An 18,047-nucleotide genomic window follows, 5' to 3' on the forward strand; every position below is an offset into this window, starting at 1 on the left:
AAATACATGCACTTTAACGAAACTTGAAAATAATGAAATAACTTTTTCTTCATTAAAATTTTTTATTTCATCATAAAAAATGATTTCTTTTTGGATATTTTACATCCTTTCCCATAGTAATCCTATAAGGTATAAACCATTTGTAACATTGAGAATATTCATGTATTTCCAATGTGAAATTATTGTAATGGATTGGAGAGCGGTTGAATATAGTTATTAAATCAAATAATGTTGAGAAAGTTTTATTTATTATATCGATAAAATTTTATGATGTAATTTATTACAAATAGATTAAGAAAAGAGTTTTAAATTTTTCTTAATCAGTTAGTGTGAAAATATCACATACTATTACATACAATCGAGTTACTTACATTTCATATTCAAAATAGAGAAAAGACACCTTGAATGGTGTCTTTTCTCTATTTTAATTCCATATACTTTTTACGCCTTTGTTATTTTTAAACGATTTGTAGGAGTTAATACAACTCGAACATCTAGTTCGTTATATGTTCGAATATATAATAAACATTATATGAATTACGAATGTATTTCAGGTAATTTTATAAATAAACTCAAAGATATCTTCTCCTCCTACTGTCATAAAAGAAATACTCTATTGCTTATTTCTTTTATTAAATTGTAATATAATTACAGTATGTGAAATTATATTACATTAACTTTAAAAGCGAAGTGAGAATAATCTTCACTTCGCTTTTTTCATTTGCAATCCTTGTTAAATTTGCTCAATGCAGTATTTATTTCCACATTCTTCGCTTTTATTTAATCGGTTTCTCTGTTTTTAAGACAAATGAACTTAATGCAGGAACTTTAATTTTATTGTCATGGACAACATAAAGTAGTTTACTTCCCGCCTGCTTGCCATCTACTAGTACTTTCCAAGGCCCTTTCGATGGAAGTGTTATTTCAACAGCTTCTCTATTTGCATTGTGAGCCACTGTAAAGTATTCATGTTTATTCCCCTCTATTATATAAGCTACAGTATTTTTTGGAGCATCAATAAATGATACGTGTGTTTTTATTTGCTCTGCAGATGTCATTCGAAAAGCTGAGTACTTTTTGCGTAATTCTATTAAACCCTTCATATAATCTACTTCATTATTAAACGTTGCACGGCGCAGCCAATCCATCTGGTTAATTGAGTCTGGAGATTTGTAACTATTATGATCACCGTATTTCGTCCGCATAAACTCTTGCCCTGCATGTAAAAATGGAATTCCTTGTGATGTTAATAAAATCGAAGAAGACAATTTGTGCATTTGTGTTCGCACTTCATCGCTGTCACCTGGATTAGTTAACTCAAGTTTATCCCATAATGTATGATTGTCATGTGCTTCCACATAAGTTAGCACCTGCTCTGGATCTTGATAGGTAGACGAATTTGTATCGTAGTCAATACCTGCCGTAATACCTTTTTTAATACGATCTTCCATGTTTTCCTTTCCATTTATAAAACCATTTTCTTTTTCCTCAAATACACTACCTTTTAACCCATCACGTATATTATCGTTAAAATGAGCAATCCCTTTCATTTTCTCTGCATTTTTTTGATTTGCTTTCAGCTCAGCTGCAAGAGGTGTATTTAAATCCCATCCTTCTCCGTGTAGTATAATAGAAGGGTCAATTTGATTAACAGCTTTACGTATTTCATTCATCGTTTCATAATCATGAATACCCATTAAATCAAAACGGAATCCATCTAAATTGTATTCTTTTGCCCAATATGTGACGGAATCTATCATAAATTTCCTCATCATTTTTCTTTCTGAAGCAGTATCATTTCCTACTCCAGTTCCATTTGCAAATGTTCCATCTTCATTGTAACGATAATAATAACCTGGAACTAACTTATGGAAATTAGATTCAGCAGCGTTATACATATGGTTATATACTACATCCATCACCACTCGAAGATTATTATCATGTAGTGTTTGAACCATTTGCTTTAATTCAGTTATTCGCACAGTCGGCTCATAAGGATTTGTAGAATAGGAGCCTTCTGGAACATTGAAATTTTTAGGATCATATCCCCAGTTATATTGCGGTTCATTTAAAGTCTCTTCATTTACAGAAGCATAATCAAATATCGGTAAAAACTGAACGTGAGTAACACCAAGATCCTTTATATGATCAAGTCCTGTTTTTACACCTTCTGGCCCTTTTGTTCCTTTTTCTGTTACACCTAAATACTTCCCTTTCTGTTTAATACCACTTTCAGATTGAATGGAAAGATCGCGTACATGTAACTCATAAATAATAACATCTTCCGGATTTTTAAATTTTGGCTTTTTGTTTGCTTTCCATTTTTTCGGATTTGTTTCTTCTAAATTAACGACTGCACCTTTATCCCCATTTACAGAAGCAGCACGCACATATGGATCAACCGCTTCAGTCCACTTATCACCAATTTTGACTTTATACGTATAAAAGAGCCCTTTTTGGTTCCCCTTTAGTTCTGCTGTCCAAGTTCCCTTTTCACCTTGTTGCATGTTTATTTCAGCACCTATTTTATCGCTCCAGTTTTTATATGTAACTAACTTCGCTTCGCTTGCAGTAGGAGCCCATAAACGGAACTTTGTATGTTGCGGAGTATATGTATTTCCTAAATCGTTACCACCATAATAAAATAAATTATCAAATTCTTCGCTACGAATGACTTTACCAATTTCAGTATTCGTATCAGCTAAGTTTTCTATTTTAACTTTGTATGTTTGTTTTAAATCAATTTTCTGTTCCGTAATTATTTTGACCTTATTAGTAATATCTCCACTGTTTATATCATAAGGAGTAATATTCTTAATTTTAATGCCTTCAATTTCAATTTTCTTTTCCTTAATATGAAACGGGACATTAGTCGTTACAGTAATTTCATGGAAACTATCAATAGTTGCTTTTTGAATTGAGAGATCCGATGATGGCTTAGAGTTATATACTTTTTCATCACCCGAAAGAATCCATACTTCAGCACGACCGTCCTTTATATTTTCAATCCAACGATCCCCACCATCTTTTTCCCATTCATTTGTTCGAACTATAAATCCTACACGATTATAGTCACCGTCTATTTTTATCTTAGCGTATTTTCCAAATTCATCTTCACCAGTAAATTCATAAGATGTACCATTTGCATTTTCTCCCCATAACCAAAGATTCCAGTCTTTTGTATTTCCAAGCTTTTCTTTGTAATGAATGATAATTTCAGTTGTTTTCGAATTTGAAACTGCCTTCACACTCTGAAAGGAGAAAACAGATGATAACATAACGATTAAAGTAAGTAATAAAACTGTTTTGTTACTTAATCTTTTTATAATTTGCACCACATACACCCTTTCTTCAAATATTACTAACGATTTATTATGCTTTCACTACATAACACTGCTTAAATTAATCTAGAAATCTCTTTTACTTCACCTCCATATTGGCTATTTTCACGTATGTATTTCAATGACCTTTTAATACGAAAACGTTTGCATTAGTGCATAAAAAAATAGATTTTTTTATGCCTTCATATATTTGTAAATACTAAAAGATCAGGGAAAACATTTTAAAGCAATCGTTTGTTATCGCTTTCATTTTATAGACTTTCTATCAAGAGGTCAATATATTATTAATTTTCTGTTTTTATATATTTTAAACCTTATTTATTTGTCACAACTTCTTACAGATAAAGTGCCTCATTATTGCTTAGTCAGTTTATTTTCAATAATACATTGCTACGTAAAAAACAGCTAATATCCTTAAAATGACATTAGCTGTTTTTCATAATGTATTAATATATGAATGATAACTATATTTCTAAATTACTTAATTTTTGCTGCATCAAATGCTTTTTGAACTGCTTGAACTTCAGCTGTATTCGCACCATATTTATTAGTTGCCACTCGAATACATGCTGATCTCAATTCTTTGAAATTAGAAGTCATGTTTAACTCATCTGTATTTGCATAATAGAAAATATCAAACATTTTATCTTCACCAATTCCTTTAACAGTTACTCCGTTATGAGTTCCGCCTTTTGCAATCAGATACGCAACTTTATTAATAATACTTGAATTAAAATGAACACCGCCTTGATCCCATCCATTAAAATCGTTAAATTCACTGTAATCATCTGGATAAGGCACTCCAAGTGAAGATGGAACAGAAGCTGGGTTTTCCATATCACGGAAAACAGATCCCGTTTGTTCTCCCATTGTCCAGTTAAAGTTTCCATTATTTACGTATTTCTCAATAGATGTTCCCATAATATCAGATAGCGCCTCATTAATCGCACCGGATTCCCCGTAATATTCAAGATTAGATTCGCTAGAAGTAACAGCATGTGTAAATTCATGTCCAGCTACGTCATATGCTTTAACAATAGGATCGCCATATACAAGCATACTTCCATTATTAGCACTTAATGCATTCTGCCAATTTTTCGGATCATTCGTCTCTTCAGAATCCCAAGCGTGTACAACTGAAACTACCTTTTGTCCCTTATTATCAAAGCTATTACGCTTGTATTTATCTTTATAAAAATCAAATACTTTTGTTGCTAAGTAATGAGCACTTACTGCTTTTGGATCGTTAAATGTTGCCGAAGTACTTGTCGCTAATGTACCAGGATAATAGCTTTCTTCTTTAGTAATATCTCTGTAATTCACATCATATGTTTCAATGCCTTGCCCTCTTGTATAATCAGCAAGAGCATATTTGCCATTACTTTGTTTAGAGATACCAAATGAACGATTAATACCTAAATCATCTTTTCCTGTTCCCGTTAATGATGTAAGGCTGCTTTGTTTACTTTTCTTTAAGGCTCCAACTAGTTTTTCACTTGCTTTTAAGTTAGATTCTTTTACCATATTTTTTAACATATCACCATTTTGTGCATTTACTAAATAAGTACCAGAAACATAGTTTGGTGTTGCAGCTTCGAAGGTAACTTGGTATGCATTGCTAGCTTGTCCATTATTTTCATCAACAAAAATAACCTCTTTAACTTCTGGCTCAGAAATAAACTTGATATCGTTCCCGTATTTCGTATAAATATATTGTTTTGCTTCATCTTTTGATAGATTAATAGTTTTTTTCAATTCTTCTTGTTTTAAATTTTGCGCGCTATCGCCTGAAACACTTTTAATAACACCCTTATTATCTACGTGTGCAGTTAATTGATGTCCATATACTTCTTTTCCTTCGTATGTTTGCTGCATACGCACAAGTGTAGTTCCATCATACGAACCACGTTTTTGAAGGACTTTATAATCTACTCCTGCTTCTCCATTGACTTGTTTTTGGGACAGAGCTTGTTCTGTTTTCTCCTTAAGTGCATCCTTTACTACATTTTCTGGTGCCTTTTGTGACGGCTGTGTAAGTTCACCCGAACGGAACGATTCCTCCTGAATTTGAACTTGTAGTTGATCTGTTTCCTCTGCATGACCTACCCCATATGGTGCCACAGCTGTTAAAGCTAATCCTGTTGTTAAAGCTAATCCTGTTGTTAATGCTACCTTAGTTAATGTCTTTTTGTTTTTCATTATTTCACCTCGTATAATTTTTGAAATAGAAAGCTTGTACAAAGTATACTGTCTATTAATGTCTAAAAAAAGAGAAAATACACAATTTATGTAACATTATGCAAAATTACATAAATTAAGGATGATGCTACAATTAAAGAACAACTCATATAAATGCATTAATTTCAATAAAAAAGAGCTCCCTAAGACGCTCATCCAATTGGTTAGTTATTAATTATCTATATTCATTCTAATAAAAGTATACTTATATCTAAATAACAACATAAAAACCCACTCTTAACTATTTTAAGAGTGGGTTTCATGCTATTAAAATAACAATTACTATAAGAAATTTTATAATTTATATTTTTTTAGTAATCCTACTAAGTTTTTTGTAAAATTCACCTTTTGTCTTTACATGATTAAACTGATTTGGATTAATATTTGCTTTTTGTGAGAGTAATATAATCTCTTCTTTTGAAATTGAGTCTTTCGTATTTATAGATGCTATATTTGTGTATTTTCCGTCTTCTGTTTTTGGAATTTCTAAAATCCCTTTATTCACAAGATCAACTACCGCCTTATGCTCTGAAGAATGTAAATCTACACCAGTAATTTTCCAATTACGCATAACTTTTGGCGTGTATACACCGTTCTTTACCTCTTTTAAATATGTAATAGCAAGGTTACGAATGGTCCCACCTGTTTCTCCAAATGCATTCTCTTGTTTAGATGACCAAATTTGTTCAAACTTACGCCCCTCTAAAGCTCCTCCTTTTGCCTGAAGAGCCTCCATTCTATATGCATTCATTCCCAGCGTCATAGCATCGCTCATTTTGATTGGTTTGTTTGTACGAATAGAGCGTAAATTTGTAATTCTACTTCCATATGGTTTTGTTAAGTCAATTTCGTATTTTACGCCTCCAAAGAAATCGTTCGTACTGTATTTAGAGGCACGGCGGGTTTTATCAAAGCTAACGGTTACATCTCCGGCACGAGATGAGTTAAAATATCCTGCTGCCCATTCCATATAGTCTTTTAAATCTTTTCCAGAAATCTTATATACTGTAATTTCTCCCAAGGCATATTGGTAATTGTACGCAATATCTTTTTTCTTAATAGGACCTATATCTAAACGGGCATAATCATTATCAATTTGATGGGCTACTACATCTGCTTTACTGTAGTAGAGCATGACTTCATGAAAGAAATCTGATAAAGGTGTTTCTTGAATCTGAACACTTGGAATACCCTTTATTTCATTTTCAGGAACAAGATTTCTACCCTTTAATTGAGCGACTACAACATTTGCATCTCCTCTCGCATATTCGTGAAAAGGTGTTAATGTTTCTTCAAGTGTAGGATCAGATAATATCGTTGTTCCATCAGCATTTTTTACAGGTATAGCGGTAGCAGTTTTATTTTTTAAAGCCAACTTCCCATCTTGCTTTGTAAAAGTAAGGTCAATACGTGAAATATGTGTTCCATATTTATCTGGTTCTGTAATAATTACGCCATTTACAACTTCTTTTTTTACAAGTTTATGCATGTGAGCCGCAAAAATAGCGCTTAGTTCCGGACAAGCATTTGCAATATCTTGAACACCAGTACCAGGGATACCATTCTCATTTTCTAATCCCATATGCATAACTCCTACCATTACATCTACTTTACCTTCTAATTCCTTAATTGCCTTTTTCGTCTCTTCTACCGGATTTTTCACCACTAAACCATTTAAGTGATCTGTCCCTTTTTCAAAATCACTAATCATTGGTGTATTCATACCAATAATCCCAACTTTAATTCCACCTTTTTCTACAATTGTATATGCAGGAAGAAAGCGCTCTCCATTTTCCTTATAAATATTTCCTGCTAACGTTTTTCCCTTATATTGCTCACTAACTTTTTTCAATGTATCTAATCCAAAGTTGAATTCATGATTTCCAAATGCCCAGGCGTCATATCCCATTGTATTCATCGCTACCATCATTGGCGATTGTGGCTTATCGTTGAATAATTCTACTGAGTTTCCTTGAATTGTATCCCCGGCATCTACTAATATGGTATTTGGATTTTCTTGACGGACCTTCTTTATAACCGTATAAAGCTGTGTCAAACTTCCACTCATATTTGCTCCATCAAGCGCATAATCCCAAGGCATAAATCTACCATGAATATCTGCAGTACCTAACAATGTGATATTAACTTCAGATTCCTCAGCCTTAGAGATAGGTGGTTTGACTATTACTGCTGTTCCAAGCAGTAATAGAATTACAAAGTAACATACAAAGTTCTTCCATTTCATTTTTTGCATAATAATAATATTTCTCCCCTTTTTGTACTTTCATAAAGTTGCTTGAACTTTAAAAATGTAACTTATTATTCAGGAAACTTCAACTACAAAAGATAATTTTGAAGGTGGTTCTGTTGCAAAAATAAAGAGAATAAATTGCATACATCCTCTAACAGAATTGTATTTTATCATTTCCTGACAGAATACCCCTTTCTTAAGAGTGTGAAGTGTACTTTCAAAATAAGGACATATCATTTATCATCATAAAAATCATCATTTCAATTTATTAAAACGGGCATATACAATATGTTATGATGATTAATTTTTTGAATTTCGTTACTGATTTATCTCCTTCTAAATAAAAACACTTTCAAAAAAATAACCCCGCTCTTCATTTAAGACGGGGGTTACACTTATACAGAAAATCGGATAGTTTCATATTTTCTTAAGCTTATTGGTTACTTTCAACTAATTTCATTCTATTTTTGGTTTCTTCTGAATCAATAAGAATCAACCGTTTTCCCTGTTTATAATACGTATCGATAATAAATAGGGAATAATTTTTACTTTTCAATTTCACAAAGCAATTTTATCTCTTTGATTTGTAACATATGACGCTGTTCATTCAAATAGATCAGTTCTATCCACTGATCAAGGGGCAATTCTCCAAGAGCTGGATGCATCACTGATTTTTTCGCTAATACAGACTCATCTTCTATTGTACTCAGGAAACGCATCAATTCTTTTCTTGATTTGCTTAGCATATTGAGCATTTGCTGCACTTCAAATGGTTCTATACTTGGTTCAATCATTTCTGGAGCTATAAACTTTTTCGTTCTATCTAATAAAATAGTGTGAATTTCTTTACGCTCATTTTGGGTACTATCTAACTTTTTTAATCCTGACGAAATAACTGTTATCACTCTCTCATCTAATAAAACTAAATGATGACAAACTTGTGCAATACTCCATTTATCCTTATCTGGTTTCCTATTAAATTGAGCATTACTCAACAAGTAATTTCCTCAACTAATTGATTTCTCGTTTCATAAAACTTGTCATTTACAATTGTATCCATGTGGATTCTCCTTTCATTGCAGCCTACATACTTAAATTTCTACGCTAGAAATATTATCTTCGAAAAAAGATTTTCTTTCACTACTATTCCAATTTCATTTTAAAACCACAAATGAAGTTATTTGTTTTTTATATATTTTTAATTGGCACAAATAAATCAACCTTTAACTTTCCTTCTAGATCTTCAGCAACATTATTTAAGCAAAACTCTAAATTATCTCTATCATAATCTGCATCATACTCACTATTTGGTAGCCACTCTGCATACATGTATTGATACGCTTCACTTAATTTATGAGGTTCATCATAGAACTGGCATAGACCATATGTACCTCCATCTAATCTTTTAAATTGCACAGTATGATACTTTTCTTTATCGAAGTTTTCAGGAATCGTAATACATGCATCATGCCGGCACTTATGACTTGCAACAAGTTCAGGATTATCCAATGATATTCCGATAAATGATTGCTCTGGTGGATACAGTTTATTTTCAATTGACCAATTCAGTAACTTTCCCCAGTGATCTTGCGGTTCAAAGTAGCTACCAGTTCGTCTTATATACGCTACTTCTAATGGTGGTAATTTTTTTATAACAACTTTCATTTATATCTTCTCCCCTATAAATATGTACAATGTTTAATTAGCTTTCTTTAACATTTATTCCTTCTTAAATAAAAAGAATTCTCTAATCATATAAAGTGAAACTTTAATCAGCGGGAGATGAATTTGAATTGAAATATAATTGATTACTATTACTACTAAAGTAGTATGTACTTTCATACTTTTATTTGATTTTACATTCTTTTTAAAAGGTGGAGGATTTTAATTGATTAAAGGAATATACGAAGCGCATTTACCAGTATAATGTCCTATCAATTTATCATTAAATAAATGTAAAAAATGACCCTATTTATTCATTTTTAATGCGTATGTATGTACATTTGTTAATTTATTCGATATATTATGGGTATTGAATGATTACGTGAAGTGTATAGGTCGCTTATATAACACCTTATATTTTTATATCCGTGAAAACTACAAAGTGTATGAAAATCCATTTGTCAAATGAATTTAGTGCGGAAGGAGGTTTGTGGTTACTTCATAGGGTATAATAATCAGTTTTTTACTGATAAAAATATAGGAGGCGACATAATGTTTCGTACGATTTCAAATTTCATGAGAGTAGCTGAGATAAGAAGGAAAATCCTTTTTACACTAGCGATGTTAATCGTTTTTCGAATTGGCACGTTTATTCCAGTTCCTCATACTAACGCAGAGGTATTAAAAGTACAAGATCAAGCTAACGTTCTAGGTATGTTAAACGTATTTGGCGGAGGAGCATTGCAACACTTCTCAATCTTTGCTGTAGGTATTACACCATATATTACAGCTTCCATCATAGTACAGTTACTACAAATGGATGTTATACCTAAATTTTCGGAATGGGCAAAGCAAGGAGAAATGGGCCGTAAGAAATCAGCTCAATTCACTCGATACTTTACAATCATTCTCGCATTCATACAGGCCATCGGAATGTCTTATGGCTTTAATAATATAGCAGGTGGACAATTAATAACAGATCAAAGCTGGACTACATACTTATTTATTGCGACAGTTTTAACTGCAGGTACTGCATTTTTACTTTGGTTAGGCGAACAAATTACCGCTAACGGAGTTGGTAATGGTATTTCGATGATTATCTTCGCAGGTCTTGTTGCTGCGATTCCAAATGTTGCAAATCAAATTTATTTACAACAATTCCAAAATGCTGGCGATCAGCTATTTATGCACATAATAAAAATTGTTTTAATTGGACTCGTAATTTTAGCGATAGTTGTTGGTGTTATTTACATTCAACAAGCTGTACGTAAAATACCGATCCAATATGCAAAAGCTGTTTCAGGAAACAATCAATATCAAGGAGCAAAAAACACTCATTTACCGCTTAAAGTAAATAGTGCTGGTGTTATACCAGTTATCTTTGCTTCTGCATTTTTAATGACGCCGCGTACAATTGCGCAGCTCTTCCCTGATTCAAGCGTATCAAAATGGTTAGTTGCAAATCTTGATTTCGCACATCCAATTGGAATGACACTTTATGTCGGTCTTATCGTTGCTTTCACATACTTCTACGCATTTATTCAAGTAAATCCTGAACAAATGGCTGAGAATTTGAAAAAGCAAAATGGATATGTTCCTGGTATTCGTCCTGGTAAAGCAACTGAACAATATGTAACTAAAATTCTATACCGTCTAACATTTATCGGTGCAATTTTCTTAGGTGCTATTTCTATATTACCGCTCGTATTCACGAAAATTGCTACGTTACCACCTTCTGCTCAAATTGGTGGTACAAGCTTACTTATCATTGTCGGTGTAGCACTAGAAACTATGAAGACGTTAGAAAGCCAGCTTGTAAAACGTCATTATAAAGGCTTTATTAAAAAAGTGAATTAATTATCAAAAACACAGTTGGTTATTTTTCCAACTGTGTTTTTGATTTTATCAGTCCTGTAATATACAGGGCTATTGCTTTATTAAACTACATCTCCTTCTCTAATAACCGCCCTTTTTTGAAATAAGTCCGTAGTGTTGAACGATTGGCCAAAAATACACCAATCAATATAAGACAAGCCCCCATTCCCATTGTAGGATTTAAAGGTTCTCCTAAAATGATATATCCCACAATTATTGCAATTAATGGTGATACATATAACCACGTCGATGGAAATACTGGATTTGTTTTTGATAAGAGCCAGTAATATAATCCGTGTCCACCAATCGATCCGATAAATATGAGATATAAAATAGGCCATTGCACACTCCATGAAGTTAATACGGTTACATTTGGTTGTTCTACAATAATAGATGCGATTAGTAGTAAAATCCCTCCATAAAACATTTGAATACCGTTAATAAGAAATGGTGATACATTTAATAAATCTGACAGTATTTCTTTCGAACGAATAGAGCCTATTCCGTAAAATAACTCCCCTATAACTAAAACAATACAAGCAATACTCCATATGAAACTTACTTGTTGATGCATTCCTGGTAAAGAAACAAATATAACACCTATTAGTGCAATAACTAAAGCAACGAGTTGTTCCTTTTGTAATTTCTCCCTATTCCTCTTTGCTTGTATTAATAAAATCATCATTGGTCCCGTAGCAGAAAGAACAGCAGCTAATCCCGAAGAAATATATTGTTCTGACCAATATAAACTTGCGAATGTCATAAATGTTAAACAAAATCCAGCATACATAATGCGTTTTGAAAATATATGTGGCATAATTTCTTTTCGCTTTAATTTAAAAATAATCATAAGGATTATGCCCGCTAAAAAGAAGCGAATTCCTGCTGAAAACAACGGTGGCGCCCCTGCTTCAATTCCAATTTTTATCGTTAAAAATGTTGTCCCGAAAATAATACATACTAAAATGTAATTAAAAATGACCATTTTGCTTCCTCCTTTTTACTCTTAGAATGAGTATAGAGGCTATGGTGTATAACAGTGTATCGGTACATATAACAGTTACTTCAAGTTGTAGTTGATTCCCTATATATTTTTCGCTTTAATTAAGTTAAAAAGAAAAATAGGTGAACCTATGAAAATTGTATTGCGTAAAGAAACAAACATACCGTATTACAAGCAAATATATATGCAAATTGTTGACAGAATACAAAGTGGTATGCTTTCACATGGTGAATCTCTTCCTTCTTTACGTTGTATGGCCACAGATTTACAAATCAATGTATTAACAGTTCGTAAAGCGTATAAACAGTTAGAAACGAAAGGGTATATACGCATCGAACAAGGAAAAGGTGCTTACATATATAAACGGGTAAAGAAAGATTTCAAACCAATTCCGTATAAATGGCAACAAACGAAAACGATTAATGTTATGCGTTCTCAATATGCAATGAATAAGCACCGTAAATATTATAATTTTTCACAAGCAATTCTGTATCCTCGTCTGTTACCAAATCCATTTTTGGCAGATGAAATGCATAAATTGCTGGATAAAAATCCGATGTTGTTAGCAACTTATGGGCCAGTTCAAGGCGATTATGAATTGCGAGTTGAAATAGCAAATTACTTACATGAACACCAGAAATTAGTGACAGACCCATCTCAATTATTAATTACAAGCGGCGCACAACAAGGAATTGATTTAATTGCTCAAACATTATTAAAACCTGGCGATATTGTATTGGTAGAAAGTCCATGTTACAGTGCTGCGCTTGATATTTTCATCAATAAAGGTGTTCAAATCATTCCCGTTTCTCTTGATAATCATGGAGTTCGCTCCGACTTAATTGATGATATTTGTCAAAGTAAAAATCCCGTTTTATTGTATACGAATCCCACCTTCCAGAATCCGACAGGTACAGTAATGAGTAAAGAACGAAGAATGGAACTTATAGAACTATCGGAGCTATATCAATTTTTTATTATTGAAGATGATTCTTTCGGAGAAATATATTTTGAGGATGCTATAATCCCGCCCCCAATCAAAAGTTTTGATAAGGATGGCCACGTAATATATATAAAAGGATTTAGTAAAACGTTAGCACCAGGACTGCGTATTGCAGCACTTATTGCCGATGGTCCTATTTTTGAATGGCTATATGCAGTAAAAGGTTCAATGGATATCGGTAGTCCTTTATTAACACAAAAGGCACTTCTACCGTTTTTACGTGCAGAACGTATGAAAAACCATTTAGAAAAATTACGTACAGCTTTACAAATGAGACGTGATTTAACAATTGATATATTATCGCCATTAAAAGAACTACACTTTGAAATACCAAATGGAGGTTTTAATTTATGGGTGACACTACCTGATTCGATAGATCCCTTTACCTTATTACAAAAAGCAAATGAAGTAGATGTCTCTTTTTTACCAGGAACAGCTTGTCTATTAAACTACGAAACAAATGATAACCAATTAAGAATTAGCTATTCAATGTTAAACGAGAAAGATATGGAAATTGGATTAGAGAAATTACATGATACAATACGAAAAAGTATTTGTTAGAAGCAATATCACATTAGCCAACAATAAATAATACCCGCAAATGAAAATGTATAGTATGGGATATTATCTATTGTTGAGCTTTTTCGTTATTCTTAACAACCGGTTTTAAAACTTTTCTTTCTTTTAATTCTTCAACACTGCCATATCGATCAATAACGATTGCTTTCATTTCCTCTCCTCCTTGCTGTTTATTTTAATAACATACAATTATTTCTCAAAATTTTTTGCCTTGAATTACCATATACTTATTTTTGGGGGTAATTATGCAAAAAGCATTATAAAGTGAAACTTTAATCATTCCTCACCAATCGGGCTCTTACTGCCCGGCAAATAGCGGGATGAATTTCAAAAAGAACCTTACACACATCTTAGAATTATTCAAAACTGTATTATTAATTAAATTCAAAAGAAATGGGGCTAACTTTATGAGTGAAAAGATATTTAAAATAAACGGTATTGATATATGTACAGAAAGCTTCGGTAACTCTAATGATCCCGCTATTTTATTAATTATGGGAGCTACTTGTTCAATGATATATTGGGATGAAGAATTTTGTGAACAGTTGGCGAACACAGGAAAATTTGTTATTCGCTTTGATAATCGCGATGTTGGACGCTCTGTTACATATGAACCTAGAACTTCCAATTATACAGTAACAGATATGGCTGAAGATGCAATTGGAGTACTAGATGCTTATCATATTAATAAAGCTCACCTATTTGGTATGTCATTAGGTGGTATGATTGCTCAAATTGCTGCTGTAAAACATCCCGAAAGAATTTTGACGCTGACTTTACTAGCGACTAGTGTAATAGGATCTGATGACAATACTCGCGATTTACCTCCAATGGATGAAAGGATTTTAACACATCATGTAAATGGCACAAGTATAGATTGGGCAAATAAAAATGATGTGGCAGAGTATTTAGTTTCAGGATCTCGTCTATTATGTGGATCAGAACGAATATTTGATGAAAATAGAGTTTATAAACAAGTAAAACAAGAAATAAAACGCGCAAACAATTTATTAAGTATGTTTAATCACGCTTTACTTCAAGGTGATGATGCATATGAAGGTGTACTTCAATCCATACAAGCACCTACATTAGTTATTCACGGAACAGACGATACAGCACTACCATTTGAACATGGCCTCGCACTAATTGATGAAATTCCAAACTCAGTACTATTAACCCTTAAAGGGGCAGGCCATGAAAACCATCCAGATGACTGGGAAAGCATAATTAACGCTGTTTCTAAACATACATCTAAAATTTAGATAAATAACTAATGGAAGGGGGCACAAATTGTGCCCCCTTCTAGTTACAAACAAAAACCCATCACTGTATTCGTATGTATAGTGATGGGGACTTTGTATATTTTTCTATGTTTAAAAAAATGGACAATCTAATTGATCAACAGATTCCCATAATTTTTTTTTTGCATTTTCGGTGGATGTATTTGTGTCTAGTGTCATGTTTTTAAAAGGGTTTACTTCGACTTTTAATAAGGATGAAGGCTCCACATATAATGAGAAAACATGGCTGCTTGGTAAAGCTTTTGAAACGTCAATATCTCCAACTTGTTTAAATAGTTGCTGCGCAGCAAAAAAGAAGAAATTAGTTGGATTTGATTGTTTATTCAGCCACGCAAGCATTTCAGGTGATACCGATTTATGAATATTGATTTTTACTCGATCACCACGTTTATATCGCCTAGATCGCATACTTCCACCAACTAACTTATCGTTAAGTTTGTAAATCCTAACTCTTTTTGCTTATGCTCTCTATATTTTGGCGAACAAGTATAGACTAATAATCCTCGTGCATTTGTAAATAACGGATTATCTACAAAGATTACATTTTTGAGTCGTCCTTTTTGCTTTAAAATCATTTTTAAACTGTTTTTAATAATTACTGCACCCCCGCCATAAATAAACACGTATGGATCGTCTTTCATATCATCAATTTTATTTATAATATCTGTTGCAACACGTGCTGCTAAACCTAATAGCGCTGGCTGTGATTCCTCAACTAATAAGGTATTTCTCGGATGCTTATCATTTAAATAAATTTGATTGAATTCTGTAATGCTATCAATCGTTTTAGTTGGATACTTCCGGTTCCATCTCGTAATGATTTGTAGTAACGTCTCTTTTACACCATAAGATAAACCTTTACTTAGTTGCGGACGGAAATTCACCCCTAATGAAACGACTTCTTCTGTCGTCCCTGCGCCAATATCAAAAGAGAGTAGAGTTTTATCTACAAAATCAATTTCAGAAACTTGATTTTGCTCACATTCTATTTTATGTTTCACAACATTTCCTTCTTCATCGTATACAATGCCCCACGTCCCAGAAGCACCCTCAGGTAGGCATTTACAATACTCAATTGAAACATTAATTGTCACATCGCGTCCGTTCGGATAATGGAAAATAACCTTATGATTTCCCATATAACGTTTTGCATTTTCAGCAGCTATTTCTTGTGTAATAAGCTGCATAGGAAGAGCGACAGATAAATCATAACGAATATTAATATGGCTAGAAGTTGGACTTTGACGCATAGCGCTTACCGCCAAACCTGATAGTATTGTAATAACCATTAACTCATCCGTTGACTTATTCGATTTCTTCTCTACCTCAGTACCTTTTAATTGATCTTGAATAACTTTTTCTCCAACGATGTATCGTACATTATTTAGCATTAACGATGGCGAACTTATAGTCACATCAATGTGGTTTTCTAATTCAGATAATGAAACATCTACCTCATCTAAGAGTCCTGTAGGCTCACCTATATATAAAGAATAAATACTCGGAATAAAAATAGGGTCTTGCCCTTTCACCATTAACTTCAAACCGTTGTTTCCTGCATCTGCACCAGCTTTTAAAAGTATAGACATAACTACCCCCTAAATTAATCTGACATCCCTTCCAAATATATGCGAGCCCATTCTTTTACATTCAAATGTATTGTAATTTTTTATTTATCATAAAACCAAAATATTGCATACTTACATATTTCGTGTAAAAAGTATTTGACATGATACTTTTCCAATTTTATACTTATATTTGTAAAAAGTTTTTTACAATCGAGGGGGCAATTATTTATTGAATACTAAAAAAACTATTTTTATAATCATTGTTTTAGCATAAATTGCAATACTAGTACATGGCACATATAAATACATAACTGAAGGTTCTATTTTAGGTGGTACGATTTTTGCTATTTCATTAATACTTAGTAATTTAATTAATCACATTACTTGGGGAGATCCCCACGGTGTGTCAGAAGAAAGTCAAGATGAGATGGGACAACAAATTACATATAAAAGCTTTAAAATTGCGTATTTTGTGCTTGTAGTTGTAATGTTCCTTTTATTAATCTTCTCCGAAGGATTTTCTATGGGGGCTAATTTAGATGGAGTAAAAAACCTCCCCCTGTTCATCGCAATTTGCTCTTCATTCTTTATTTATCCTATTGTCGAACTCATAGTTGCAAAACAATATAAGTAAAAAGATGAGGTTTTCTACATGTAGAAAACCTCATCTTTTTATATTTACATACTCTCTACAATTGCTTTTAATTTATTCACAGTCCGCCAATTCCTAACTGTAGCTGGTGTATGTAACTTCTGAAACTGGTTCATTAATTTAGAATTTCGAATGCTATTTTTGAAAAATAAATAAACGACCTTCTCATCTATATAGCAATCTTCAAGTTCACTTTTAAATGTAAGCAATTGACTACTCTCTTCTTCAGAAAGTACATTAGCTAAAAAAGCAATATGAACACTTTCTCCTTCTAACAATGAATGAACTTCATATGGACATTGTTTAATAATATTTATAAATTCATCATGTGTTCTTAGCATGACTGGAACATCGAAATCAAATTCTTTTTTTATTTCAGATTGTATTCGGTCCTTTAGAAAGTTTATACCTTCCTCAGATTCGAACACAATATTACCACTTTGTATATATGTTTTCACTTGTTTTAACCCTATTGATTCAAACACTCGTTTTAAATCAGCCATTTTGATTACTTTATGGCCACCGACATTGATTCCTCTTAGTAATGCAATATAAAGTGTCATATTATCCCCCC

Annotated in this window: 12 protein-coding genes and 1 pseudogene; 4 read left to right on the plus strand and 9 right to left on the minus strand. The window is 32.6% G+C overall.

Annotated elements, in window-relative coordinates:
* Positions 1–776: 776 nt before the first annotated feature.
* The 5 genes and pseudogenes from pulA to V6946_RS14340 form a co-directional block, all read right to left on the minus strand.
* Positions 777–3,335 carry a type I pullulanase gene (gene pulA / locus V6946_RS14320; protein WP_006922688.1) on the minus strand — a complete coding sequence of 853 codons (2,559 nt, stop codon included), beginning with the start codon at positions 3,333–3,335 and terminating at the stop codon, positions 777–779.
* A 483-nt stretch (positions 3,336–3,818) separates the two neighbouring features.
* Positions 3,819–5,540, minus strand: a complete 1,722-nt coding sequence (locus tag V6946_RS14325; RefSeq protein WP_006922687.1) for a M4 family metallopeptidase — start codon at positions 5,538–5,540, stop codon at positions 3,819–3,821.
* A gap of 340 nt (positions 5,541–5,880) precedes the next feature.
* Positions 5,881–7,833 carry a bifunctional UDP-sugar hydrolase/5'-nucleotidase gene (locus tag V6946_RS14330; protein WP_001171052.1) on the minus strand — a complete coding sequence of 651 codons (1,953 nt, stop codon included), beginning with the start codon at positions 7,831–7,833 and terminating at the stop codon, positions 5,881–5,883.
* Positions 7,834–8,375: 542 nt separating this feature from the next.
* Positions 8,376–8,890, minus strand: a pseudogene (locus tag V6946_RS14335) (DinB family protein).
* Positions 8,891–9,018: 128 nt separating this feature from the next.
* Positions 9,019–9,495, minus strand: coding sequence for a GyrI-like domain-containing protein (locus V6946_RS14340; protein WP_000869607.1), 477 nt, complete (start codon positions 9,493–9,495; stop codon positions 9,019–9,021).
* 549 nt (positions 9,496–10,044) lie between these two features.
* On the opposite strand from V6946_RS14340, the gene secY reads away from it, so the two are divergent.
* Complete coding sequence (gene secY, locus V6946_RS14345) at positions 10,045–11,349, plus strand: preprotein translocase subunit SecY (RefSeq protein ID WP_000490135.1); 1,305 nt, start codon at positions 10,045–10,047, stop codon at positions 11,347–11,349.
* A gap of 85 nt (positions 11,350–11,434) precedes the next feature.
* Here the strand turns inward: secY and V6946_RS14350 are convergent, their stop codons facing one another.
* A complete protein-coding gene (locus tag V6946_RS14350; RefSeq protein WP_366981837.1) occupies positions 11,435–12,352 on the minus strand; it encodes an EamA family transporter in 918 nt (305 codons plus the stop codon).
* A 148-nt stretch (positions 12,353–12,500) separates the two neighbouring features.
* Between V6946_RS14350 and V6946_RS14355 the strand changes: the two genes are divergently transcribed.
* Positions 12,501–13,934: a PLP-dependent aminotransferase family protein gene (locus V6946_RS14355; RefSeq protein ID WP_006922681.1), complete on the plus strand. Its 1,434-nt coding sequence runs from the start codon at positions 12,501–12,503 to the stop codon at positions 13,932–13,934.
* Between the two features lie 425 nt (positions 13,935–14,359).
* Entirely contained in the window at positions 14,360–15,214 is an 855-nt protein-coding gene (locus V6946_RS14360; RefSeq protein ID WP_006922680.1) for an alpha/beta fold hydrolase, read from the plus strand.
* Positions 15,215–15,325: 111 nt separating this feature from the next.
* Here V6946_RS14360 and V6946_RS14365 read toward each other — a convergent pair whose 3' ends face one another.
* Both V6946_RS14365 and V6946_RS14370 read right to left on the minus strand, forming a co-directional pair.
* Positions 15,326–15,661: a hypothetical protein gene (locus V6946_RS14365; RefSeq protein WP_001257760.1), complete on the minus strand. Its 336-nt coding sequence runs from the start codon at positions 15,659–15,661 to the stop codon at positions 15,326–15,328.
* A gap of 11 nt (positions 15,662–15,672) precedes the next feature.
* The gene (locus V6946_RS14370) at positions 15,673–16,842 is read right to left on the minus strand and encodes a ParM/StbA family protein (protein ID WP_000025622.1); all 1,170 of its coding nucleotides are present in this window, start codon (positions 16,840–16,842) and stop codon (positions 15,673–15,675) included.
* Between the two features lie 253 nt (positions 16,843–17,095).
* Here V6946_RS14370 and V6946_RS14375 point away from each other — a divergent pair, with 253 nt between their 5' ends.
* Positions 17,096–17,455 carry a hypothetical protein gene (locus tag V6946_RS14375; RefSeq protein ID WP_050566515.1) on the plus strand — a complete coding sequence of 120 codons (360 nt, stop codon included), beginning with the start codon at positions 17,096–17,098 and terminating at the stop codon, positions 17,453–17,455.
* A gap of 44 nt (positions 17,456–17,499) precedes the next feature.
* On the opposite strand, the gene V6946_RS14380 is transcribed toward V6946_RS14375, so the two are convergent.
* Positions 17,500–18,036 (minus strand): DUF1697 domain-containing protein, encoded by a 537-nt coding sequence (locus V6946_RS14380; protein WP_000177389.1) that lies wholly within the window; start codon positions 18,034–18,036, stop codon positions 17,500–17,502.
* Positions 18,037–18,047: the final 11 nt, after the last annotated feature.

It is taken from the genome of Bacillus sp. PPSBB_2, from assembly GCF_045291115.1.
Lineage (GTDB): Bacteria > Bacillota > Bacilli > Bacillales > Bacillaceae_G > Bacillus_A > Bacillus_A cereus.